Origin of the sequence: Escherichia sp. MOD1-EC5990, from assembly GCF_002965285.1 — a bacterium.
GTDB lineage: Bacteria > Pseudomonadota > Gammaproteobacteria > Enterobacterales > Enterobacteriaceae > Escherichia > Escherichia coli_F.
Window position 1 is genome coordinate 241,190 of the sequence record NZ_PTRV01000002.1, and the last position, 23,318, is coordinate 264,507.

The following is a 23,318-nucleotide window of genomic DNA, read 5'->3' on the forward strand; positions in this document are numbered from 1 at the left end:
GAATTACTCTCCCCGTGCAACCTTACGCTTGTCTTCTTTAATCTTGAAATAAAGGTTTGTCAGGTACGTCAGCAAGCCAAATACCAGACTACCCAGCACACCGATTGCAGCCCACTGTGACGGAGTTACTTTATCGAGTAACTGCAATGCCCAGAAACCAGCATTACCAGCCGATGTGCCATAGGCGATACCTGTTGTTAACTTATCCATTGATTTCATATCCTCACCCCGATGTACACAGATGGTGCAATATGTTTGAAAAGATCGGAGTCTATGGGGTAGTTTTTATAGCAAACGTTGTTCTCAACGGCGCTAAAAAACAGACACATTAAAAATGTGGGTAATTATTTTAAAAGAAAATCATATGTTAAATAATAATACGAGATATGTTTTCATATTTAGTGTACTGTATACGGCCATTTATACAGGAAAAGCCTATGTCAGAACGTAAAGACTCAAAATCACGCCGTAATTATCTCGTTAAATGTTCCTGCCCAAACTGCACCCAAGAGTCAGAACACAGTTTTTCAAGAATACAAAAAGGTGCCCTTTTGATCTGCCCTCATTGCAACAAAGTATTCCAGACAAATCTTAAAGCTGTAGCTTGATTGATTTTATTCGTAACAAGTATTTTTTATATTTTAATAGCATATTTAAAGCAGATAATAAAAAACCCGCCTGAGCGGGTTTAATATTGTGGTACTTTTTGTGGGAGTCATCCACTTACGCACTTTGTTTTGCTATGCCAGCAGTTAGCTTCTGCTGTAAAACTATTCATGCAGCAAACCTGCACTTCACCACAATGGTTAGCATACTTTTCCTGATTAAGTTATTGCCAAATATGCTGGCCATTGTTTCATGTATTGGACCTCCTTACTATTTATTAAAGAGATCCAATATTCACCACTCTGTCTGTATCTCCACTCAGGCATCAGCCTTCTTCGTTATCGTATACAGACAAACTATGAATTTTAATCAGTAATTATGACATTTGCTGCTGCAGGACCTTTAGCACCACTCTCTACAGAGAAGGTAACCTTTTGACCTTCAAATAAGGTTCGATAATTATCATTCTGAATCGCAGAAAAATGCACAAACACATCTTTACTACCATCAACAGGAGAAATAAAGCCAAAACCTTTATCAGCGTTAAACCATTTTACTAAACCAGTCATTTTATTTGACATTCTACATTCCTTAACTTGAGCCTTTCGGCATAAATGGCTTGTATAACAGAAACGACTTCGTACTTAATTGGAGAGACTCAAAGAAGGAATAAGTGAATAACACCTGAAATGAGAACTGCTTTAGTAAACTACTTCGTATATCGTCTGTTCTTCAAACCGACGCAATCATTAACGCATAGTTGAACATATGAAGCAATGTTTATTTTAGACATCCAGCCATCTTCAACCCCATCAAAAAACTATAGCTTTCTTCAGGAACGTGTGTATAGTGCGCCAAGTTATCAGTATTAAGGAATTTTTTTGTCCCGTAAAATGACAGGAATTCTCAAAACCTTTGACGGCAAAAGCGGCAAAGGTCTTATAACCCCATCCGATGGTCGTATCGATGTCCAGCTTCATGTTTCAGCGCTCAATCTCCGCGATGCAGAAGAAATTACCACCGGATTACGCGTGGAATTTTGCCGGATAAATGGTCTGCGTGGACCATCAGCTGCCAATGTTTACCTTTCATGAGCTATATTAAAGCTTTAACTTCAAGCCCCATCGAATCAAACATGGAGAGTTTTCATGAATAAACCCGTCTGTCTTGATGACTGGTTGATTGGCTTTAAAAGCTTATGCTGTACTTTGACCTTAATAGCTCTGCTAATAATGTAATAAGCAGACTCATTGTATCTATGGACATTGTACTGGAAGAAAACATTTTAAACATCAGGCAAAAAACAAAGTCACCCGATAAATAATAAGTAAACTAACATGAATCCCGTAATGAGATTCAACATCTCTATTACCCTATTTAAAGCACAAAAACCCGCTCATCAGCGGGTTTTCTACTTTTTCTTAACTTCGGGTATACAAAGCCCATCGTTGAAAAAATTTTATCCATATTTTTTGAAAAATGCAAGCATCACGTCGCCATCTTCGGCGAAAATCACTTATCTCGTCACCTTTCTCAATTGTGCTTCAGCGTAAGATTCCTCCTGCCAGCACTTTGTAACCAGTTTATCAATGACATTTGCATATCCTTTATACCACTGATAATCACTCAGGTCCGGTACCAGCTTCTGGACATGATGCCGCGCCAGTGTGGTTGGTAAACGACTAAACCGTTTTCCATTGCAACGCCCACAAATCTTATAAACAGGTGTGCCATGAAGCCGGGTCCTTTTTTCATCCAGGACAATACCTTTACCCTTACACCCTCTACACGCTGTGCTGACTTCTCCCTTACCATGGCAATGCTGACATAGTTCCTTCACCCACTCTTCTTTGATAACAGATTCCCCGCTTCTGGAGTGTTTCACCACTTCGCGCAATACATTATGAAATCCAGTACCAGCACAATGCTCACAACGAGCCTTACTTGCCGCAGACCTGGAATAATCAGCAAAGGCAAAATTCACAAGGTAAGGAATAATCTGTAGCCGGGTTTCTTCACTCAATTTATTCAATGTCGGGTTATCCAGTGCCATCGCGTAATTGAGCAGACCTTCAATCGCAAACTGAGGATCCTGAACACCAACTTTTGCCAGGAATAAGGCAAACCCAAGCGGTGCTTTCGACTGCACCATCCCCTGCGCAGCCATCACATCCGTAATCGTTAAACCACCAGAGCCTGTCGCCGGTGCGTCATCACTCAATTTTGGAGATTTTGGGGAGTAATATTTTGGTAAGGCTTCAAGGTTCATGCTCGTTCTCCACTTACGCCAGTACGCCTATTGCCAGCGCACGATCGATAAAACGAAATATCAGCTCCAGCTGGGAGCCATACTTCTCTTCAAATGCCACGGTATCCGCATGCAGCTCGTCGTGATGCTTTCTGCACAAAGGCAACACAAAAAGGTCATGCGCTTTTGTTCCCATTCCACCCTGACCGTGACCTGTCAGGTGGTGGGGATCATCTGCGGGCTTTCCACAACATGCACACTGCTGTGTCTTAACCCAGCGCGTGTACTTTTCATTAACCCAGCGGCGACGTTTTGGGCGTAACATAAAAGACTCCGGCGACTCCGGATCCACTTTCAGCGCCAGCACCTTTTTCGCCTTATCCTGGATGATGCTGGTGGCAGGAACCGAAGGCACAAGGTCACTTTCCCGGGTGACAGACGGCACAACAGGCTTCGGTAATCTCAGTGCCTTACGGGCTGCGCTTTCCGGTAAGGCATCCGCCAGGTCATTACGAATCAGCCACCAGCACAGTTCCGGCATTGTCACAACGTGACTGTCATCAAAACCGAGATCCCGACGCACAACAGACAACACCCAGCGGGCACAGTTATCCGTTGCCATTGATTCCAGCCGTTCCGTGAACTGATCGCGCAGCTGGTTATCGCAGTGCCAGCACAGACGGATTGCACCCGGCGCGTGTCGCATTGTGGTCATGTTCTCGCTGTGCCAGTCGGAATGAGGCCACTGGCAACCTTTTTCACGAAGTAACCAGCGTTCAAGACATTCCACTCCACCAGCACGACGAATCACTGCCTCATTGCGGAACACGGCCCGAACGGCAGGATCATCCGCCAGCGGTTGTGATGCCGCCGGAACGGCACCACTGGCGAAAGATGAATAACGTTCCGGCTCAGGCTCCAGCAGGACACGCCCCTGCATAAACAGGGGCATCAGTTCTGAACCTGGCCTGAACAATACGATCCCCATACGCGGGGCAATTTCAGGGGTCAGTAGCGCTCTCACGGTCACCTCAATGAACGGTATCGAGCAGCTTTAACAGCTCAGGGAACCGGGATTCGAAGAAATGCGGCTGCGTCTCGCGCGGATTTGCGGGACTGGTGATGTTCTTGCCGAACATGCAGCCTTTCGCTGTCAGCGACCAGAATTTTTTGATGTTGTTAATCGCGGTACGGCTGTATCGTTCGCGCTGCTCGACGATCCCCAGCTTCACCATCTGGTGATATGCCTGATTAGCCGTCAGGCGGATACCATACTGTTTCAGCAGTGCACTCAGCGACAGCGTGGGGCGACTTGAGCCATCAGGCGCGTCAGCAGGAGCATCAATGGCATAGCGCGGTGCCAGATTCGGTAAGCCAACAGCCTCCTGGAGTTTCTGACAGGCACCAAGCACAGATGAGTTAGACAGGTTTAACTCCCGGCGCATAAAGTCCAGCAGAATCACACCAGCCTGCATCTTGTCAGCAGCCTGCCCGGATAATTTTTCCGGTGCGCTGGTTACCATATCGAAAGTACGGATCACCTTCAGATGGAATGACGGACTGATCCACATTGCATAGGCATACACCAGTTCTTTGCAGACATACGTCCCCTGGTTATTTCCGCCACGAATAACGTTAACTGGCTCTATATTGACCGAGTTGCAAATCTGCAACTCGCTTATTAAACGTTCAGTTTGCTCATTGCGGAGCCAGAATGCAGGCTTATGCTTATCCAGAGAACCGGCAGCCCTGTGTAGATCGTTCAGGCTGTAACGCCCATAAGCATCACAACGAACTTCAATACCATCAATAACCATCAGATTATTCATACTTCGTTTCTCCTCTTAATCAGGCGGCTGCACCCGCCGGTTTCTCATACTTACTGATAGTGATCTCGACCTTCCCTTTCGGGATAACCGGCCCCCACTCCACCAGCATTCTTTTCACCTGTCTGTCGTCTTCCCACACACCCGTGTGGGTCAGGGCGTCAAACAGCGCCTTGTTATAGTTGTCCAGATCGCGGATCCGGTTATCCGGAGGAAACAACACGATCTCCACTGAAGCAGGTGCCGACGTTGGTTTTGGCAGACGACGTAACTGCTCAACTATTGCTGCGCACGCCGCGCTCTGAAATTTTCGCCCCGCCGCGCTTATCAGGCTCTTACCTGCAAATGCCCCTTTGTTGGGGTGTCGCCAGTACGTGTTCACGCTGGGCGGGAAAGGCAGGATCAGCTTCATACTTTCAGGCCTCTCTCATGTAACCAGTGAGTTGCACGCAGCCTTGCGTTTTCCTCATCGGCAAGCAGTGAGCGGATAATCCCGACTGCCTCGCTGTCGTCGTCCTTCACCGCGGTATGAAGCGTGATCCCCCGGGCCACACCACGCTTTATCGTGATGACGCCTTTTTTCTCCAGTGCGCGAAGATGCTCCACCGCTGCATTCACCGAACGGTATCCCAGCATGGTTGCCACCACCTGATTGGTTGGCGGGAAGCCACGTTCTTTCTGATAAGAAATCAGCATATCCAGCACCTGCTGCTGGCATTGAGTTAACGTCGTCATGCCGCCATCTCCCTGACCAGTTTTTCCGCCTGCTGGCGAACCTGCGCCAGAAACGCCTCACCACATGCCTCAAGTTCATCGCGCCCGATGTAGCTGATTGCCGGTCCCTTCCAGGTCTTATCGAAAACAGCAATAGCACCAGCGAAGAAAGCGCCTGTCGGCACCTGCTTCTCATCCTTCGGGATAAACCAGGCAGGCAGTTCAAAACCAATACGCCCGCGAATAAAAGCAATATGGTCTGCATCTTCCGGCCACCACACTTCGCTGGTGGCAGCTTTGATCAGGAAAACATAGCGCCCGCCTTTATCACGCATAGCACTGGCATGTTTCATGATGTAACGCATGCCGGTGATGTATTGCCCCTCATGCTGACTGGCGCGGCTGTACGGGGGATTACCAAAGGCAGCACCTTTAAGCTCCGCAAGACGTTCTGACCAGTCATGCGCCAGCGCGTTGTCTTCCGCAGTGTAATACGCAGCACATTTGGCGTTATCACCATCAGTAAACAGATCCAGAACAAACGGGCCAAACAGGGTGTTAATTCCCCAGAAAATGTTGTCCGGCGTGCGCCACTGATCGCCCACTTCCTTCAGTTCATGGGCTGGTTTGTTCCGCAGCTCCACCAGCGCCTGGCAATATTTATTACTCATTAAGCCCCCACGTAATTCCCTGACAGATACCACTCTTCACCCGATGCAGCGCGCTTGCTGCTTTTCCGTAAGCACCGCTCACGATGCGCCAGAAAATTGTTTCGTTCTGGCTGGGAGTGGCTTTCACGGAATGCCGCCATCCACACCGTTGCAGCTCGACGGAATAAGCCCCTGGACTCCAGTTCTTCAGCCTGGCGGGTCAGGCACAAAATCACCCGGGGGTCGTTAGTGCCGACATAGAAATTGCGCACAGGTCTGGTTTCACGAACAGATTGTGGTTCCGGCTCCTGCGCTCTCTCAGTCAGGCGCGGGAAATGTCTGCGTGTATCTCCTTCACAACGGTGAGCCACACGCCCACTCTGACGTAACTTGCTTGCTGACTGCAGAACGCGCTGCCGTGAGTAACCAGCAAAAGCATCTGCAATGTCTCCGGAAGTACAGCCCGGATGGGCTTCAATGAATTTCTGAACGTCATTCAAAAGACTCATGATCACCCCCTGAATCCTGCCGGGATCTGGCTGTAGTCCACGTTGTCGTAACTGGCTTTGAAGTACGGGTCTTCACGTTTTTCTGTGTGCGTGCTGACGGACGGCGATAAGCGCAGGGAAAGCTCATCCCATTTTTCCCGCAACTTCGACGGGCTGAGCACGTTACGGCACCAGAACGGATCGCGGCTGACGCGGCTGTACATCTCGCAGATTTGTTTGTGAGTACGACCATCCTGCACACACATCAGGCGAATTTCGTTTGCCCATGCTGTCCAGTTCGGTTCTTTGGGACGAACCACCTCGCCGTCACATTCGGCGGCCTGCTCGTACAGGGCAATGATTTTTTTCCAGAGCCACTGTGCGCAGGTCAAATCATCCTGCGTTCCCCACTGGCGCTTTTTAGGGCTGAATACAACCGCATCAGGATGGCGAGTTAAAAAATCCTGTTCAGCCGTCTGCGTGTCCGGTTGCGAAGCGTCCGGACGAGAAGGTTTTTTATCTGACGGATCATGTTTTGATTTTACTGACGGATTCCCGCCAGATTCTGACGGGTGAAAACCCGCTTTTTTGCCAGATTTCGACGCATCAAATTTTGACGGGTCAGATTTTGATGCGTCAGATTTTGACGGGTCAGAATCTGACAGTTGAGAAAATGCCGCTGCCTGAAGCTTCGCAACGTTAAGCTGATAAACATTCGACGCATTGCGGTTACCCTGGCGACGCGCCTTACGCGTTAACCAGCCTTCTGCTTCCAGCCGTGCGATAGCCGTTCTGACGGTACTCATCCCCGCGCCAATCTGACGGGCAATAGTTTCAATTGATGGCCAGCACACACCTTCGTCATTACTGAAATCAGCCAGGCGGGCCATAATTGCCACGCTGGATAATTTCATGCCTGACGCAGCGCAACCATCCCATACATAGCCGGTTAATTTAGTGCTCATGACCGACCTCTATTTCCCTGAATTTACGACGAAACTGTTCGAGCGGGCTGAAGCACTCATGCTCATAGCCTTCACGGAGGTAGATAACCCGTTGTGTTTCCGGCTCCCAACGAATGACTCTGACGGGCACTCCGTAGTGATCTTTGAACCAGCGGTTAACTTGTCGCAAAGGACTGTCTCCTTCTGCCGGTTGAAATCCCCCACAGCCCACTCAGCAAAGCTGTGGGTTACAATTTCCCTGTCACCTGGTACATTTACTGCATAGCAATACTCCACCTTCGCTTTTCCACCCGGTACAGGAAGCGCAATCAGTTGCGAGCGACGGTAGTGTGTTGTTAAACTGTTCATGCGTTAGTTTCTCCACAACCAGAAGCAATCGACGCCACGACGCCCGGAGCTGCACACTCGCGGGCGTCATTACTTTCTGAAACGCAAAAAATTTTGTAGACAAGTGCTGCATGCTCCTGCAGCTTCGAAATTGAGAGGTACAGCTCGTCGTTAATTGCTGTCTTCTCATGCGGTTCCACTACACCGTCTTCGATTGCCGAACGAATCTGTTTTGAATAACTGCCGATCTGTTCAATGACTTCCAGTAAACGCTGGTTAATATCGGCATTGTCCACATCCTCGACGTCAGGAAGAGACACAAAGACGCCATTTGCAGACTGCGCCACAGCGTCAGCAATGAAGTGAGTGCCACCAGCACGTTGTAAAATCATTGCCCATCCCAGCGGGAAAATCTGATCGCCATCGGCACGAAGGCGGTTAAATAATGCGTTCTCTGTTACATCCAGCCACTCAGCAGCTTCAGCGTAACCCCCCGGCAACGCCGCGATAGTTTTTCTGACAGCTTTCACGTACCACTCAGGCTGTTTTTCCACTTTCCAGTGATGATTACCCACGGCTTACCTCCTGTTCCTGTGGTTTAAACCCATTCTGGTTTTGGCTAGATTGAAAACGTGCCGGATAAAGAATCTGCATTTCGCTGATTTCACCCTTAAAAAAATTGGCCAGACGTTCTGCAAGATCGATAGATGGAATTTGTTCCAGTCTTTCAATACGACTCAGCGTCGCTGGATTGACCTGAACGCCAGCAGCAACATGCTGCAAAGTAAATCCGTGCGCCTTACGCACATTCCGTAATGGTGATTGCATATGACCTCCACATATTGCGTGATGAGCATATTATTTCACGCAAATATTTTGCGCAAGTTGATTTGCTTAACGCGCAATAAAGAAATGTAATAAACGCATGAACATAGGAAACCGAGTCAGACAACTTCGCCAGGCGAAGAACATGAAAATCGCCGATCTCGCTGAAGCAATAGGAGTGGATGCGGCGAATATCTCACGCCTGGAAACAGGTAAGCAGAAACAATTCACTGAACAAGCCCTGAGTAATATTGCCAGGAGCTTAGGTGTTGATATTGCTGATCTCTTTACCTCAGACTTCAAAAGTAATACTGTATGTAAAAACAGTATTAGTGAGGATGTTGCGCAGGTGAAGGATGTATTCCGTATTGAAATGCTGGATGTCAGTGCCAGTGCGGGAAATGGCCTTATCCAGGGCGGTGATGTCATTGATGTAATTCATGCCATTGAATACAGAACTGATAATGCTGTATCGATGTTTGGCGGACGGCCAGCCAATCACATTAAAGTTATCAACGTTCGTGGGGACAGTATGTGTCCAACCATTGAGCCAGGAGATCTCATCTTCGTTGATGTCAGTATCAATCAGTTTGATGGAGATGGTATCTATGTATTTGGTTTTGATGATAAAATTTATGTCAAACGACTGCAAATGATACCTGACAAACTACTGGTGATTTCTGATAACCAGATTTACCGTGAATGGGGAATTACCAGCGAAAATGAACACCGGTTTATGGTCTTTGGAAAGGTCTTAATCAGCCAGTCACAAACCCTTAAGCGACACAATTAACCCTTACCTCCTCATCAATTAGCCACCCAAAGGTGGCTTTTCATTACCCTTTAAATTGCACGTCTCGCAACAAAAACACTTGCATAATGCGCAACTTCATTTTATCTTTCTTTCCAGACAAACAAACAAGGTACTAACAAAATTTGGTTGTAACACGGGGTATGGCACATGCGTCGTTAGCGGTCTGGGGACGTTAAAGGGGACAATCCACTCCTTGCTCGGGCAAACAAACCAGGTAGCCGGAATGTGCAAGTCAATGATGATGCTGATAAGACGCCTAACCAGCGTGGCGATTCGGTTTGACGCCTGGGAAGAGACCAGGGTGCAAAGATGAGGGCATTTATGGAGCCGCGACAAAGTGTGGTGCCGTAACTGGCTAAGTGCTCTCAGCGTTGTGGTAATCCGCGAAATGGCGCGGCGGTAAGTATGGCGGGGTTACTCTTTCCCCGTTGAGGACACCGGATTGTCAGGTTGACCATACGCCTGAGTGACAACCCCACCACAACAGCCACTGCTTTGGCGGTACCAGTTTGTACCCTTGCTTCCGGCTGGTACCGCTCTTTTTACAAAACAGAGAAGAGCATCACCGGACGACGGGCTCATAACCCAATCCATCCGGGCGGCTGCCACCGCAGGTGTTCTTCTCCGTTTTGTGGAGAAACCAACCGACCTTGCAGGGTCGATATGATGAGGAGCAGCAAAATGGCTAGCGAACGCAGTACTGATGTGCAGGCATTTATTGGGGAGCTGGACGGCGGCGTATTTGAAACCAAAATCGGCGCAGTTCTCAGTGAAGTCGCTTCCGGTGTGATGAACACGAAAACCAAAGGTAAGGTCTCGCTCAACCTGGAAATCGAACCGTTTGATGAGAATCGTGTGAAAATCAAACACAAACTCTCGTATGTTCGCCCGACTAACCGCGGGAAAATTTCCGAAGAAGACACCACCGAAACGCCGATGTATGTCAATCGCGGTGGTCGCCTGACTATTCTGCAGGAAGACCAGGGACAATTACTGACTCTTGCTGGTGAACCTGACGGAAAACTCCGCGCAGCAGGTCATTAATATCGTTCTTAATTAACTGATTATTTATCTCATCACTGAATATCTTTATATAGTGAGGACTTATTATGTCTCAGAACTTAGACGCAACCGCAATTAATCAAATCCATGCCCTTATTTCTGCTCAGGGTGTTAATGAAATCATCAGTAAGATTGGTGCCGATGCTGTGGCATTGCCTGAGAATTTCCGCATTCATGATCTGGAAAAATTTAATTTAAATCGCTTCCGTTTCCGTGGTGCGCTTTCCACTGCCAGCATCGATGACTTTACCCGTTATTCTAAAGATCTTGCAGATGAAGGCACCCGCTGCTTTATCGATGCTGATAATATGCGTGCCGTCAGTGTGCTTAACCTGGGTACTATTGATGAACCAGGTCACGCAGATAACACCGCCACTCTCAAACTGAAAAAGACAGCACCATTCTCTGCTCTGTTGTCTGTTAATGGCGAGCGTAACTCCCAGAAATCACTGGCAGAATGGATTGAAGACTGGGCCGACTACCTTGTGGGCTTTGATGCTAATGGTGACACCATTCAGGCAACAAAAGCGGCTGCGGCGGTCCGTAAAATCACGATTGAAGCAAACCAGACCGCTGATTTTGAAGATAATGACTTCAGCGGCAAACGCTCCCTGATGGAGTCTGTCGAAGCGAAGACTAAAGACATTATGCCAGTGGCATTTGAATTTAAATGCGTTCCGTTTGAAGGCCTTAAAGAACGTCCGTTTAAATTACGCCTCAGCATTATCACTGGCGATCGTCCTGTACTGGTTCTGCGCATTATTCAGCTGGAAGCGGTGCAGGAAGAAATGGCTAACGAATTTCGTGATCTGCTTGTTGAGAAATTTAAAGACAGCAAAGTAGAAACCTTTATTGGTACTTTCACCGCCTGATTTCATTACTGCAAATGCCCCTGCGGGGGCATTTATGGAAACATAATTTACTCAATAATCGCCGGATGGTGATGGCTTCCTTTTACCAGAATTCAGCGCGGTGCAGCGCATATACGTGGAGAACAAAATGTCATTTATTAAAACTTTTTCCGGGAAGCATTTTTATTATGACAGGATAAATAAAGACGACATCGTGATTAACGATATCGCGGTTTCCCTTTCAAATATCTGTCGCTTTGCAGGACATCTTTCACACTTCTACAGCGTCGCCCAACATGCGGTGCTTTGCAGCCAGCTGGTACCGCAGGAATTTGCTTTTGAAGCGTTAATGCATGATGCAACAGAAGCATATTGCCAGGACATCCCCGCACCACTGAAACGCCTTCTTCCTGACTATAAACGGATGGAAGAAAAAATAGACGCCGTAATCCGTGAGAAATACGGGTTACCTCCTGTTATGAGCACGCCAGTGAAATATGCCGATCTCATCATGCTGGCAACCGAACGCCGCGATCTCGGACTTGATGATGGCTCTTTCTGGCCTGTATTGGAAGGTATCCCGGCAACAGAGATGTTCAAAGTGATTCCACTGGCTCCAGGCCATGCCTACGGGATGTTTATGGAACGTTTTAACGAGTTATCGGAGTTACGCAAATGCGCATGAATTTTTTCGAAATGGAAGGGTTTCTTCGCGGGAAATGTGTACCGCGAGATCTGAAAGTGAACGAAACAAATGCTGAGTACCTGGTACGTAAATTCGATGCGCTTGAAGCTAAATGTGCGGCACTGGAAAACAAAATAATACCAGTGTCAGCTGAACTGCCACCAGCAAATGAAAGTGTTCTGTTATTTGATGCTAACGGAGAAGGCTGGCTGATTGGCTGGCGTTCTCTCTGGTGCACCTGGGGACAAAAAGAAACCGGAGAATGGCAGTGGACATTTCAGGTCGGGGACATTGAAAGCGTCAATATCATTCACTGGGCAGTAATGCCAAAAGCACCGGAGGCTGGAGCATAATGACCACATTTACCGATAAAGAACTGATTAAAGAAATCAAAGAGCGTATCAGCAGCCTGGAGGTTCGAGACGATATTGAGCGCCGTGCTTATGAAATTGCTCTGGCATCGCTGGAAGAGGAGCCGGTGGCATGGCTACATTCAGACAATGGCTTAGGTATTCCAGCAATAACCAGGAGTAAAAACATTGCTGACAGTTGGTTATCAAAGGGCTGGTATGTTCAGCCGCTATATATAGCCAAGCCAGTGCCGGTGGTGCCAGATGCTCGTCCGACTTTAAATAATGGCATAGTCGGTTTTGATGAAGGCTGGAACGCCTGCCGCGCCACCATGCTTCACGGTGTCAAACCTGTAAGCCAGACTTACAAGTTGAACAAGCTGTCTGGCAACTCTCCGGTAACTCCGGATGGTTGGATAAGCTGTAGTGAGCGAATGCCGAACGATAAACAATATGTTTGGTGTTGGGGTAAGTCTTACGGCTGGACTGAGTGCGATACCTTCGAAGGGTATTACGATTGTTCGAGAAACAAATGGTGGGCAGTTACTGACGATGGGGAAGAACCGGCATTGAAAGTAACCCACTGGATGCCGCTACCGGAGCCACCGCAGGAGGTGAAGTAATGAACAACTTAATGACAACTAAACAAGTCGCCGACTTCTGTGGCGTTTCAGTATCGACCGTTCTTCGCTGGAACAGCGTAAACAGGAGAACTGGCCAGAAATACAGGCCTGACTTTCCAGATCCTGATATTAAATCCTGCCCAAATAAATGGGCATCACGCAAGATATACAGGTTTGCTGGAGTTATTGAGTGATGGGTATTAGCTCATATCAGAACTAATACCCATCAATGACACAGAGCCAACTACCCACCCTGTGTCAGGGGCTAACTTTTAACACCATAATTCACCGCTAGATAAAAACTGTATTGCATTGCACGAGCGGCGCAGCATTATCAGTTAGAGTGTCTTTACCTTGTTAGGCTCCACAGTTCGCACTGTCCAACGCCTGTCACTTTCACACGCTGCGCCTTCGAGAATATTCATTTAATCGCTGATAACGAACATCTTGCTCCAGTTGTGGAGCAGCTTGAACAATTTGAAGCAAGCATTGCCCCAACTCTCGAGGCCCCCAGTGTTGTTCGGCAATCACGGCATTCAGCAGGGATAGAGCGTCCGCAGGATATCGGCTGCAAATATCTGATTTTAGCAAAAGGCGAACGTCGTAGCTAAGGTGTTCGAGCGGTTGCAGCCAGTCCTGCACCACTGCCAAAGCCGCCGGAAATTCACCTCGGGCAGCAATCACCATACGAGTCAACGATTCGGTTATGCGTGGGGTGGCCAAGTTGCGGGACTTTGGCCAAACCTGTTGCCAAAATGGCTGGACACGATTTTTCCAATACTCCTCGCGCTGATCGCCCGCACCTTCAAGTGCCTGGTATAACGCCTGCGCGGCTACCTCCAGACCTTCTTGTGGAAGAGCACTAATTGCCGTTCGGAACTCCTCCACGGTATATCCCTCGGTAGGGCCCAGAGCTGCATAAGTCAGGAAAGTAGCGAATTGCTGCCGGTGCTCGCCAAGATCAGAATAGTGATTGGCGCTCTCCAAAAAATCTGACTTGAAAGCTATCAGCAACGGTTCATACAGGCGTGGCGACCAGAGGAAGCCTTCCCACACAGCTTTTGCTTCGACGGGATTACTCCAAGCAAACAAGGGCAATAGATACTGTTCGGTCCAAGGTCGATCTACGCGAAAAAAAGCGATCAGCCGCGACCCCAGCAACACCCGACCATGGCGGAATAGCTCTATCTGTACATTACACAATTTGGTGAAAAGTGTTTTCAATTCAACAGGAAGCAAATCATTGTCATTCGGGTTCTGTTTGAACCATAGGGTGATCAGTGATTGCGTGACATGCCCAATGGGATGATTGATCGCCGTAGAAACAGGATCATAGGTCTCAATTCCGTTTCGAATGGTGCTAGACTCTGGGCTTGTTTCTATCATCAGAACCCGACGACAAAGGGCCAGTAGAATCTCCTCGTGGCAGAGGATGGTCTTCGAAGCCTCCTCCATCCACCAAGTGACAGCGTGGGAAATCTCCTGAAGTACTGCGTCAGGCATGTCAAGCACCAACGGTGCGGCGTACCGCCACGAACGCAAAATCATCCCTGGTTCAGCCCAAGTCTGCAGAGCTTCACGCCACCGACCAACAGGCCACACATCATCTTGTGATAGTTTACGTAACGCATACAGACTGTGAAAAAAGCGCGTACGGCAAACATCACTCCAAGTGTCCTCATAGAAAGGCAGTCTTTCTGGCATAGGCTTTGCGAGCCATTGCACTAATTCCTGCCACTTACGGGGCGCAATGTCGACATCTATACTCTCCTCGAAGCCTGGATCACCGGTTCCGCTCATCCAGTGAGAGAATTCATCACGCTCGTTGGTTGCCAGTTGCCATTTTGGGTATGCTGTGGATATTTCCGTCAAACGTGTAGCCGCAGACTCTCCCAAAACAAGGCCCGCTCCCCTGAGCTTCGCTAGACACAACCAGACGGAATGAGCCACCAAATAATGCCACCTGTCTGCTTCCAAATTATCCTCGTACATCTCGCGCGGAGGCCCTGCCAAGATAGCAGTTTCCAGACGCTCTTGTGCAATTCCTGTCAGATGTCGTCCCTGCAAAACAAACAGTCTGAATACCTCTCGCCCAGTATCCGTGGCCCACAACCACCATGAACCGTCCTCTAACAACCAATTAACCCACCGCTCAGGTGGTATGCAGTTGTCTTGGCTTGCGGCAAACAGTGCCAGACGTTTGAAGGTGGGATATGGCAACTCAAACCAATTCTGAGCAATGCGCGTGGCCTGATCGCTGTCTTTGGCTCGAACGGCTAACCATGAATCCCGAAGTAATTCAATCAGGCTCACCCAATCGCGGAACCCCCGGTTCTGCCAGTGCGGAGTGATGGACGGCAAATCCCAATGCGAGCGGTCGTGACGATCGTCGGACTCTCCCAACTCCCGCAACAAGTCCAGTGCATCACGCAACAACTGCTGAAAATCTTCCAACAGGTATGGCAAGGACGATTTCCATGACTCGTCAGCAAGGTCGAACAGGGTTGAACGTACGTAATCAGCAGTCAGCACCAGCTCCCAATCCACCAATTGCTTGATTCGCAAGGGTTCATCAGTGCTGCTCGAATCGTCTTCACTATAGCGAAACGGCCGCTTCAACATAACCTTGGGAGAAAGCAACTCGCGTAACTCCAAGCGCAATGTAGTCGTCAAGCCTTCATTCTTTAAGCGGTTTTGCCAACGATACAAATCCAGGTTCTGCAATGGCGATTTCACACGACCACTAAGCAGAAGCCGCCATAAAGTAGACATAGGTGGACCAGGAATAGCCAGGGGGGAATGCAAGAGAATTTCATCTAACTCAGAAGTCTTACGCTCCCGCATCAGTGCTGCTAAGCGATCTAGTTCGCTCTCAATCAGAAACATCCAACGGTCGTGTATTTGTCCGCCGCGTTCAGCAATCCATATGATCAACCTAGGGTCGCCCAGATAACGAACTAGCCAACGGGCTATATGGGACATTACGTCATCCCATTTGCTAGCACTGACACATCCAGAAACCAGCGACATCTGCGGGGCCAGCTCATAGGGCGCAGGACGCTGAACCAGACTGAATCGGAGTTTCGGGTCAATTTCGACATGCGGAGATACACAAAAGCGTGGCAGATCGCTGTATTTAAATCGTTCGTCCGAGAAAGCTTTCAATAACCAATCCAGCGGCGGTGCAGGATTGAGTTCCGCAAAGCGTTTTGCTGGTAAACCTGATTTATCTGACAAGGCCCACAACATCCGACCAACGAAATCGTCCTGACGAGTGCTGTCCTGCGGGCGAGCCAGAGCATGTTTGACGACTATAGCCTCTTTACCCTGTATACCATCTCGATAAGTATCTGCCCAAGCGTGCAACGTTTGATGCAGCACTGAATGATCAGTGGAGCCCGCCGGTACGGTGTAAAGGATAGGAGTGACCCCTTTGGCCTCCCACTCGATGGCTTTCCGGTGCTCCTGCCCCGGCTCACACTCCCCCAGTGCCCATACTTGTGGTGTGACTTCACCGAGCCTCCGATCTGCTGCAAGCGCATCCATCATGTAGCGCAGTACCGGGTCGTTGATGCTGTAGCCAACGAAGCAGACCACATAGTTACGAAATAACTCACTCACAAAGCGAGCTGCCCAACGCTCAGTGAGATAAGCCAAGCCAAAGTCACCGCTGGTAACAACCAGACGATTCAGGGCAGTATCATCCGCCTTTTCCGGTAACAGCCCATGCAGGTATACAAGTCCATCCCAGCGGCTGTTTTTTGGAATTGGCAGCATCGGCGCTACATAGGCCTGAAAAGCCTGGCCTGTACGTTTAGCTGCCACATGAAAGAGACGGTCAAAGTTGGTAGTGACCAATCGAAGGGCACCCTCGCGGCTACGGGCTAAACGTAACAGCGCCGCCTGAGTATCAATAGCGCCCCTACGACGGAACTTTGGCTTAAGGGCTTTTTCCAACGCGCGTCGGACGGCTATACGCTGCCCTGGTAAGCGCCGTTCCAGCAAATCTAATGTGCCGTCAAATTGCCCACGCTCGAAAACCTCACGCTCAATTTCTGAAAGTGTTGTTCCGTTCCTCTGGTAAATTAGTTCTACCAACCCTTTGAAACCAGGTAAACCAGCAGGGTAGGAAATGCCTGCTCCACAGAAGAACACAACGCGCCCTTCCTCGTGCGCCTGCAAAAGCTCATCAGGAATATCAGGGCCGTTGGTAATGAATTGCATTCCTTTTCCTCCTATCCAATGTGCACGTTCATTCGAGTAAATGAAGGCAAGGGGTTACATCTTATTATACCGACCGTGCAAATCCGGCTTCCTAGCAAGCTACTTTACTTGCCAACTCATAATGTCCGAACTCCGAACAAAGCGGACTGCTAGATTTGATTGCGTTCTAGCTACGCAAAATATCATTTCGAGCCTAAACGAGTACAAGTAACAATCGATTCAACTCTCTCCCACCATGCCTGGTAGGCTTTACGCTGTTCTTCTAGATAATCACTCTTGTCATAAACTTGCCATACACCTGGCAGTTTATGACCGAGCATTATTTCAGCAATATGAGGCGCAGTAAGATCAGAAAAGTTTGTTCGTGCTGTTCGTCTCAAATCATGAAGAGACCAATGAGGAAATTGATACCCCAAACGCCGCCATGCGTACTGCATTAAATTGTAAGGCAGCGACTGCAATGATGTCCGACCAACTGGTTCCCTGCTTCCTTCCTTAGTAAAAAGCATATCGGAACCGTTGTTCATAGAGATAACGTATTTTATAAGCTCTTCAACCGGTTCAATAATGGGCCGCTTTAGCGGTTCGCCTGTTATATCCCCTGTCTTATGTCGTTCTGGTGGTACAGTCCATATTTTATTAATGAAATCAAAATCGTCCACCTTGGCAGTAATTAGCTCTGAACTACGGCAACCAAAATGCAGCAATAGTTTAATGAAGGCCCGGTATTTAGGAACCATTCGAGAACCATCGATCGCAGCATAAAGGATTTTAATTTCATCATGTGTCAGAAACCGTTTCTTCTGACCTTTACGGATATCCATATCTTTACCCGTGATATCCGACAGCGGGCGAGTTTCAATGAGCTTTCTCTTATACGCCCAGACATGGGCCTGCTTTGCGTTAATTAGCAATCGGTCTGCTATTGCTGGAGTCTTAGTGCTAAGAGGCTCCAGGACTTCTAACCAATCATGCAATGTAGCTGCATCGTGAGGGATATTCCCGATTTTAGAGAACAGGTGCAGCTCAAACGAGCGGAGTATCTGTTCAGAACCTTTTTTATTTTTTACACAATATGCTTCATACCAAGCACGGATCACAGATTCTACCGTCATGGCTTCAGTAGCTTTACGTTTTTCTGCCAGCTTGACCAATCGTGGATTGCGGTTTGACTCGAGTTCACCACGAAGACGGATAACTTCTTCTCTGGCCTCTTTTAGTCCAGTTGCCGGGTAAGTTCCGATATCAAGACGCTCACCTTTCCCCGCCCACTGATAACGATATTGGAACACTACGCGACCTTTCGGTGATACTCTAACAGACAGACCATCACGATCGGATTTAACCAAAACCTTATCACGTTCCTTTCCAACGACTGAACGCAACCACGCATCAGACAGCGCCATTACTCACCTTGTACAAATAACAAAAAACCTCTGCTGTTTTGTACATTATGTACAAGCACATGTACAGATTTTTGATGAAAGTAACCTGATCAATTTAAAGTTACATGAAAGAATTTTCAATCAAAGAAATCACATAACATCATATTATTAAATGAGTTATATAATTATCACTCAATTAATCGAAAGGATTTTGAAAGAGTAAAAGAGCTTTTATTTGGGCTTAATTATTGGGGTGAGAAATAATGGCAAAAGTGCGGCGCTTCGCCACCTCTTGCAAATAAGGAGACAACGTCATAATTCTTTCTTCTTGAGTAAGCGGCATCGCGCCGCGCTTGTTGAAAACGAAAAATTGCGGCTATTTTACCCATCAATGGGGGGGAGGCAATCAGTGTTTACACAGGAGCTGCTCCAGTTCGTGCAACGAAGAAACGGTCCAGGTAGGCGCGATGCCTTCTGGTTGCTCGCGATTGTGCGCATTCAGCCAGCAGGTCGCAAGCCCGGCGTTGATGCCACCGAGAATATCGGACTCGGCAGTGTCGCCAACCATCAGCACGCGTGAACGGTCAGGATTGCCCGCCTGTTCCAGCGCATAATCGAAAATTTTCTTATTCGGTTTGGCTACGCCAACTTCTTCGGAAATCACCAGCAAATCGAAATAATCACGCAGGCCCGTGCGTTCCAGACGCACTTGCTGCAAGGCGCTAAAGCCGTTGGTGATGATGCCGATTTTGGCGTTGCCGCGAATGGCATTAAGCAGGGAAACCGCGCCCGGCAGCGGCGTGCAAATTTCCGCCATCGCATTAATGAAGGCCTCGTTGAGTTTACCTGGCTCGACGTTCAGCCGTTCGGCCCAGCTCTCAAAACGCCCGTGCTGAAGCTGTAATGAAGTGATCGCGCCGTTTTGATAATCTACCCACAGGGGCTTGTTAACGGCCTGATAGTCCTGAAAATCTTCAGCGGTAAAAGTGACGCTGTAATCAAGAAACATCCGCTGCAGGCCGGTGAACGAGTCAAAGGTAAACAGCGTTTCATCGGCATCAAAGAAAATCCAGTCCCACTTCATTATTCCACCTTGTCTTACATACTGATTGGCAACGCCATGATGATGGCGTCTTCGCGACCGTCCTTGGTGGGGTAGTAATTGCGGCGAATCGTCGCCTCGTTAAAGCCTAAACTTTCGTACAGGGCAATGGCGGCAGCGTTTGAGGCACGGACTTCCAGCCATAGCGTCGCCACGCCGCGTTTTTCCAGTTCGTCGATCAGATGTTCCAGCAGCGCCCTTCCCAGTCCCTGACGCTGATAGTCAGGATCGACCGCAATATTGAACAATGTAGCTTCATCCAGCACCACTTGCGTAATCGCAAACGCCGCCATTTTGCCGTTTTGCGTTAACTGAAAGTTGAGATAACGCTCGCCCTGATTACTGGCAAAGGTTTTTTCACTCCACGGAAAGGCGTGGGCGCGTTGTTCAATGTGGAAAGCCGTTGGTAAATCAGTCGTTTCGAGGGAAGAAATCGTGTTCATATGTGCAAATTTGTTGCCATAACGCGGCGCGTGCCGTTGGGTTTGCCCGTAATTCGGTGAGCGCCGGTGATGCCACCTGAGCGCCTTCCAGTGATAGCGGTTCATCAGTACCCAACCGCCAGCTGTTGCAGCGACTGCCTTGCGGCAGCATCGCGATTTTTTCTGGCGTCAGTTGCAGCACTTGATCGGGGCTGACGGTTAATGCACGCAGAACATCGCTCACCAGAGGATCGGTCAGGGCGGGAAGATCGTTTGCCACCATCACCAGACGGACGTGTGCCGGGATCGCAATGGCAATCTCCCCCTGCAACGCGCCAGGGCGACGCAGCGACCACTGGGTAATGCCCAGCTGCTGTAACTGCCAGTCTCGTCGGGATGTCATAGCGAATCGCTCCTGTTGTCAGGGGCGCAAATATAGCAAATTCGTCGATACCGCGCCAACATATGGCTATAATCGCCGCCAGTATCAATTGAGGAGCATTCCATGTCTGCATTTACCCCGGCAAGTGAAGTCTTGCTGCGTCACAGTGATGATTTCGAACAAAGCCGTATTCTGTTTGCCGGAGACTTACAGGATGACCTGCCCGCGCGTTTAGATACCGCGGCCAGCCGTGCTCATACCCAGCAATTCCACCATTGGCAGGTGTTAAGCCGCCAAATGGGTGATAACGCCCGTTTTAGCCTGGTGGCAACGGCGGATGACGTCGCAGATTGCGATACGCTGATTTACTACTGGCCGAAGAACAAACCGGAAGCCCAGTTTCAGTTAATGAATTTACTTTCTCTGCTGCCGGTGGGGACGGATATTTTTGTTGTTGGCGAGAACCGCAGCGGCGTGCGCAGCGCCGAGCAGATGCTTGCAGATTATGCGCCGTTGAATAAAGTCGACAGCGCCCGTCGCTGTGGCCTCTATTTTGGTCGTCTGGAAAAACAGCCGGTATTTGATGCCGATAAATTCTGGGGCGAATACAGCGTCGATGGCCTGACGGTGAAAACGCTGCCTGGCGTGTTTAGCCGCGACGGTCTGGATGTCGGTAGCCAGTTGCTGCTCTCGACGTTAACTCCGCACACGAAAGGTAAAGTGCTGGATGTCGGCTGCGGTGCAGGCGTTCTTTCAGTTGCCTTTGCACGCCACTCACCGAAGATTCGTCTCACGTTGTGCGATGTTTCTGCGCCAGCAGTTGAAGCCAGCCGTGCAACACTTGCGGCCAACGGTGTTGAAGGTGAAGTCTTTGCCAGCAACGTCTTTTCTGAGGTGAAAGGTCGTTTTGATATGATCATCTCCAATCCGCCGTTCCACGAGGGGATGCAAACCAGTCTGGATGCAGCACAAACGCTGATTCGCGGCGCGGTGCGTCATCTTAACAGCGGCGGCGAGCTGAGAATTGTGGCGAACGCCTTCCTGCCTTACCCGGACGTGCTGGATGAGACATTTGGCTTCCATGAAGTGATCGCGCAAACCGGGCGCTTCAAGGTGTATCGCGCCATTATGACCCGCCAGGCGAAGAAAGGTTAAGTATCCCGCCGCAAGCCTTGCCGGATGCGGCGTGCTCGCCTTATACAACCTACAAAACCTGCAAGTTAGCCCTTCGTAGGCCAGATAAGACGCGCCCGCGTCGCATCTGGCATCTGCACCCAAATACCGTGTCGGATGCGGCGTGAACGCCTTATCCGACCTACAAAACCTGCACGTTAGTTTCCTGATGGACATTTTTCCAGCAATTACACCTCCGTCGATAATTAACTATTGACGAAAAGCTGAAAACCACTAGAATGCGCCTCCGTGGTAGCAATTCTTTTTAAGAATTGATGGTATGCGAAGGTGGCGGAATTGGTAGACGCGCTAGCTTCAGGTGTTAGTGTCCTTACGGACGTGGGGGTTCAAGTCCCCCCCCTCGCACCAATTATCTTTACTTCCTTTCTTGTTTCTTCCTTGTTTTTTCATCCCTGATTCCAGTTCATTATCATCAGCATGACGCCAGCAATAAGCGCCAGGCACGATGGTAGCAAAATGTAATGCCGTAACTGTTTGTGATACAACATCACTGGCGTCAACACCAATCCCATCAGAATAACAATCCGCCACTGATCCGGCGATAAATCCCCATACGTCAGCCCTGCAATCAGCAATCCTGGCAGCAACACTCCCCAGCCACTGCCCAGCATACGTTGCAACATGGTTTCATCTCTTTCATTGATAATGATAACCAATATCATATGATAATTTTTATCATTTGCAAGCCAGAGAAATCCCTTGCTATCGGGTAAACCTATCGCTAGGATTAGCAATCATTATCATTTAGATTACTATCCCGATTATGGCCTATCGTTCCGCACCGCTCTATGAAGATGTTATCTGGCGAACGCATCTCCAGCCGCAGGATGCTGGACTTGCAGAAGCAGTACGGTCGACGATCGCAGAAAATCGTGAACATTTGCTGGAGTTTATCCGCCTGGATGAACCCGCCCCATTCAGTGCCCTGACGCTGGCGCAATGGTCATCACCGAATGCGTTAAGTTCTCTGTTAGCTGTTTATTCCGATCATATCTACCGCAATCAACCAACGATGATCCGCGAGAATAAGCCGCTGATCTCCCTGTGGGCGCAATGGTACATCGGCCTGATGGTGCCGCCATTAATGCTGGCCCTGTTAACGCAGGAAAAAGCATTAGATGTGTCGCCGGAACATTTCCACGTTGAGTTTCACGAAACCGGACGCGCCGCCTGTTTCTGGGTCGATGTGTATGAAGATAAAAACGCAACACCACATTCACCGCAGCAGCGAATGGAAACGTTAATTAGCAAGGCGCTTGTTCCGGTTGTGCAAGCATTAGAAGCGACTGGAGAAATTAACGGTAAACTTATCTGGAGTAATACCGGTTATTTGATCAACTGGTACCTCACTGAGATGAAGCAGCTGCTCGGCGAGGCGACGGTTGAATCGCTGCGCCATGCCCTCTTTTTTGAGAAAACGCTCACTACCGGTGAAGATAATCCACTCTGGCGTACCGTGGTGCTGCGCGACGGCCTGCTGGTGCGCCGCACTTGCTGCCAGCGTTATCGCTTGCCGGATGTGCAGCAATGTGGTGACTGTACGCTGAAATAGAAAAATTTGCCGGGGAAGTAAAC

The 23,318-nt window shown here is 48.9% G+C and carries 30 protein-coding genes, 1 tRNA gene and 1 pseudogene; 12 read left to right on the forward strand and 20 right to left on the reverse strand.

Features of this window, described 5'->3' with window-relative positions; genetic code table 11:
- Positions 1 to 3: 3 nt before the first annotated feature.
- Positions 4 to 219, reverse strand: coding sequence for a class II holin family protein (locus BEB42_RS03330; RefSeq protein ID WP_000839580.1), 216 nt, complete (start codon positions 217 to 219; stop codon positions 4 to 6).
- Positions 220 to 437: 218 nt separating this feature from the next.
- On the opposite strand from BEB42_RS03330, the gene ynfU reads away from it, so the two are divergent.
- Complete coding sequence (gene ynfU / locus BEB42_RS26630; RefSeq protein ID WP_021567015.1) at positions 438 to 608, forward strand: putative zinc-binding protein YnfU; 171 nt, start codon at positions 438 to 440, stop codon at positions 606 to 608.
- A 363-nt stretch (positions 609 to 971) separates the two neighbouring features.
- On the opposite strand, the gene cspB is transcribed toward ynfU, so the two are convergent.
- Entirely contained in the window at positions 972 to 1,187 is a 216-nt protein-coding gene (cspB, locus tag BEB42_RS03335) for a cold shock-like protein CspB (protein ID WP_000066486.1), read from the reverse strand.
- Positions 1,188 to 1,487: 300 nt separating this feature from the next.
- On the opposite strand from cspB, the gene cspF reads away from it, so the two are divergent.
- Together cspF and BEB42_RS26155 are read left to right on the forward strand one after the other, a co-directional pair.
- Positions 1,488 to 1,700 (forward strand): cold shock-like protein CspF, encoded by a 213-nt coding sequence (gene cspF / locus BEB42_RS03340; protein WP_000087755.1) that lies wholly within the window; start codon positions 1,488 to 1,490, stop codon positions 1,698 to 1,700.
- Positions 1,701 to 1,754: 54 nt separating this feature from the next.
- A complete protein-coding gene (locus BEB42_RS26155; protein WP_122632654.1) occupies positions 1,755 to 1,844 on the forward strand; it encodes a hypothetical protein in 90 nt (29 codons plus the stop codon).
- A 278-nt stretch (positions 1,845 to 2,122) separates the two neighbouring features.
- Here BEB42_RS26155 and BEB42_RS03345 read toward each other — a convergent pair whose 3' ends face one another.
- From BEB42_RS03345 to BEB42_RS03395, 11 genes are all read right to left on the reverse strand, one after another.
- Positions 2,123 to 2,875: an antitermination protein gene (locus tag BEB42_RS03345; protein WP_001047103.1), complete on the reverse strand. Its 753-nt coding sequence runs from the start codon at positions 2,873 to 2,875 to the stop codon at positions 2,123 to 2,125.
- A gap of 13 nt (positions 2,876 to 2,888) precedes the next feature.
- Positions 2,889 to 3,878: a DUF968 domain-containing protein gene (locus BEB42_RS03350; protein WP_105267161.1), complete on the reverse strand. Its 990-nt coding sequence runs from the start codon at positions 3,876 to 3,878 to the stop codon at positions 2,889 to 2,891.
- Between the two features lie 7 nt (positions 3,879 to 3,885).
- Entirely contained in the window at positions 3,886 to 4,683 is a 798-nt protein-coding gene (locus BEB42_RS03355) for a KilA-N domain-containing protein (protein ID WP_021518591.1), read from the reverse strand.
- Positions 4,684 to 4,702: 19 nt separating this feature from the next.
- Complete coding sequence (locus BEB42_RS03360; RefSeq protein ID WP_086186353.1) at positions 4,703 to 5,092, reverse strand: RusA family crossover junction endodeoxyribonuclease; 390 nt, start codon at positions 5,090 to 5,092, stop codon at positions 4,703 to 4,705.
- Positions 5,089 to 5,415, reverse strand: a complete 327-nt coding sequence (locus tag BEB42_RS03365) for a LexA family transcriptional regulator (protein WP_102778303.1) — start codon at positions 5,413 to 5,415, stop codon at positions 5,089 to 5,091. The genes BEB42_RS03360 and BEB42_RS03365 overlap by 4 nt, the downstream gene beginning before the upstream one ends.
- The gene (locus tag BEB42_RS03370) at positions 5,412 to 6,065 is read right to left on the reverse strand and encodes a phage N-6-adenine-methyltransferase (protein ID WP_000066917.1); all 654 of its coding nucleotides are present in this window, start codon (positions 6,063 to 6,065) and stop codon (positions 5,412 to 5,414) included. The genes BEB42_RS03365 and BEB42_RS03370 overlap by 4 nt, the downstream gene beginning before the upstream one ends.
- On the reverse strand, positions 6,065 to 6,559 hold the full coding sequence (locus BEB42_RS03375; RefSeq protein WP_013009328.1) for a PerC family transcriptional regulator: 495 nt from the start codon (positions 6,557 to 6,559) through the stop codon (positions 6,065 to 6,067). The genes BEB42_RS03370 and BEB42_RS03375 overlap by 1 nt, the downstream gene beginning before the upstream one ends.
- Positions 6,556 to 7,497, reverse strand: coding sequence for a helix-turn-helix domain-containing protein (locus tag BEB42_RS03380; protein WP_102778302.1), 942 nt, complete (start codon positions 7,495 to 7,497; stop codon positions 6,556 to 6,558). Before BEB42_RS03380 ends, BEB42_RS03375 begins: the two co-directional genes overlap by 4 nt.
- Positions 7,487 to 7,666 (reverse strand): DUF4222 domain-containing protein, encoded by a 180-nt coding sequence (locus BEB42_RS03385; protein WP_001250269.1) that lies wholly within the window; start codon positions 7,664 to 7,666, stop codon positions 7,487 to 7,489. The genes BEB42_RS03380 and BEB42_RS03385 overlap by 11 nt, the downstream gene beginning before the upstream one ends.
- Before the next feature lie 175 nt (positions 7,667 to 7,841).
- Positions 7,842 to 8,399: a protein YmfL gene (ymfL, locus tag BEB42_RS03390; RefSeq protein WP_000526668.1), complete on the reverse strand. Its 558-nt coding sequence runs from the start codon at positions 8,397 to 8,399 to the stop codon at positions 7,842 to 7,844.
- The gene (locus BEB42_RS03395) at positions 8,392 to 8,652 is read right to left on the reverse strand and encodes a helix-turn-helix domain-containing protein (protein WP_001191669.1); all 261 of its coding nucleotides are present in this window, start codon (positions 8,650 to 8,652) and stop codon (positions 8,392 to 8,394) included. Before BEB42_RS03395 ends, ymfL begins: the two co-directional genes overlap by 8 nt.
- A 97-nt stretch (positions 8,653 to 8,749) precedes the next feature.
- Between BEB42_RS03395 and BEB42_RS03405 the strand changes: the two genes are divergently transcribed.
- The 6 genes from BEB42_RS03405 to BEB42_RS27165 all read left to right on the forward strand — a co-directional run bounded on the left by BEB42_RS03405 (position 8,750) and on the right by BEB42_RS27165 (position 13,034).
- Entirely contained in the window at positions 8,750 to 9,442 is a 693-nt protein-coding gene (locus BEB42_RS03405; protein ID WP_001311077.1) for an XRE family transcriptional regulator, read from the forward strand.
- 702 nt (positions 9,443 to 10,144) lie between these two features.
- Complete coding sequence (yfdP, locus tag BEB42_RS03420; protein WP_000135680.1) at positions 10,145 to 10,507, forward strand: protein YfdP; 363 nt, start codon at positions 10,145 to 10,147, stop codon at positions 10,505 to 10,507.
- Between the two features lie 65 nt (positions 10,508 to 10,572).
- A complete protein-coding gene (locus BEB42_RS03425) occupies positions 10,573 to 11,397 on the forward strand; it encodes a YfdQ family protein (RefSeq protein ID WP_000081297.1) in 825 nt (274 codons plus the stop codon).
- Positions 11,398 to 11,524: 127 nt separating this feature from the next.
- Entirely contained in the window at positions 11,525 to 12,061 is a 537-nt protein-coding gene (gene yfdR, locus BEB42_RS03430) for a 5'-deoxynucleotidase (protein ID WP_000008230.1), read from the forward strand.
- Positions 12,052 to 12,414 carry a hypothetical protein gene (locus BEB42_RS03435; protein WP_105267162.1) on the forward strand — a complete coding sequence of 121 codons (363 nt, stop codon included), beginning with the start codon at positions 12,052 to 12,054 and terminating at the stop codon, positions 12,412 to 12,414. The genes yfdR and BEB42_RS03435 overlap by 10 nt, the downstream gene beginning before the upstream one ends.
- The gene (locus BEB42_RS27165) at positions 12,414 to 13,034 is read left to right on the forward strand and encodes a DUF551 domain-containing protein (RefSeq protein ID WP_033810580.1); all 621 of its coding nucleotides are present in this window, start codon (positions 12,414 to 12,416) and stop codon (positions 13,032 to 13,034) included. The genes BEB42_RS03435 and BEB42_RS27165 overlap by 1 nt, the downstream gene beginning before the upstream one ends.
- A 396-nt stretch (positions 13,035 to 13,430) precedes the next feature.
- On the opposite strand, the gene dsr1 is transcribed toward BEB42_RS27165, so the two are convergent.
- The 6 genes and pseudogenes from dsr1 to holD form a co-directional block, all read right to left on the reverse strand.
- Positions 13,431 to 17,258, reverse strand: coding sequence for an anti-phage defense-associated sirtuin Dsr1 (gene dsr1 / locus BEB42_RS03450; protein ID WP_102778298.1), 3,828 nt, complete (start codon positions 17,256 to 17,258; stop codon positions 13,431 to 13,433).
- 182 nt (positions 17,259 to 17,440) lie between these two features.
- Positions 17,441 to 18,664 (reverse strand): tyrosine-type recombinase/integrase, encoded by a 1,224-nt coding sequence (locus BEB42_RS03455; RefSeq protein ID WP_033810571.1) that lies wholly within the window; start codon positions 18,662 to 18,664, stop codon positions 17,441 to 17,443.
- A 226-nt stretch (positions 18,665 to 18,890) separates the two neighbouring features.
- Positions 18,891 to 18,959 (reverse strand): annotated as a pseudogene (locus tag BEB42_RS27170) (hypothetical protein); the annotation flags it as partial.
- Positions 18,960 to 19,049: 90 nt separating this feature from the next.
- Complete coding sequence (gene yjjG / locus BEB42_RS03460) at positions 19,050 to 19,727, reverse strand: pyrimidine 5'-nucleotidase (RefSeq protein WP_000870712.1); 678 nt, start codon at positions 19,725 to 19,727, stop codon at positions 19,050 to 19,052.
- 14 nt (positions 19,728 to 19,741) lie between these two features.
- The gene (gene rimI, locus BEB42_RS03465) at positions 19,742 to 20,188 is read right to left on the reverse strand and encodes a ribosomal protein S18-alanine N-acetyltransferase (RefSeq protein WP_001092471.1); all 447 of its coding nucleotides are present in this window, start codon (positions 20,186 to 20,188) and stop codon (positions 19,742 to 19,744) included.
- Positions 20,157 to 20,570 (reverse strand): DNA polymerase III subunit psi, encoded by a 414-nt coding sequence (holD, locus tag BEB42_RS03470; protein WP_000204018.1) that lies wholly within the window; start codon positions 20,568 to 20,570, stop codon positions 20,157 to 20,159. The genes rimI and holD overlap by 32 nt, the downstream gene beginning before the upstream one ends.
- Positions 20,571 to 20,672: 102 nt before the next feature.
- On the opposite strand from holD, the gene rsmC reads away from it, so the two are divergent.
- Positions 20,673 to 21,704, forward strand: coding sequence for a 16S rRNA (guanine(1207)-N(2))-methyltransferase RsmC (gene rsmC / locus BEB42_RS03475; RefSeq protein WP_001272324.1), 1,032 nt, complete (start codon positions 20,673 to 20,675; stop codon positions 21,702 to 21,704).
- A 300-nt stretch (positions 21,705 to 22,004) separates the two neighbouring features.
- Positions 22,005 to 22,091 (forward strand) — tRNA-Leu (locus tag BEB42_RS03480).
- A gap of 38 nt (positions 22,092 to 22,129) precedes the next feature.
- Here the strand turns inward: BEB42_RS03480 and BEB42_RS03485 are convergent.
- Positions 22,130 to 22,366 carry a DUF1435 domain-containing protein gene (locus BEB42_RS03485; protein ID WP_074388960.1) on the reverse strand — a complete coding sequence of 79 codons (237 nt, stop codon included), beginning with the start codon at positions 22,364 to 22,366 and terminating at the stop codon, positions 22,130 to 22,132.
- 140 nt (positions 22,367 to 22,506) lie between these two features.
- Between BEB42_RS03485 and fhuF the strand changes: the two genes are divergently transcribed.
- Positions 22,507 to 23,295 (forward strand): siderophore-iron reductase FhuF, encoded by a 789-nt coding sequence (gene fhuF / locus BEB42_RS03490; protein ID WP_000331568.1) that lies wholly within the window; start codon positions 22,507 to 22,509, stop codon positions 23,293 to 23,295.
- Positions 23,296 to 23,318 lie beyond the last annotated feature (23 nt).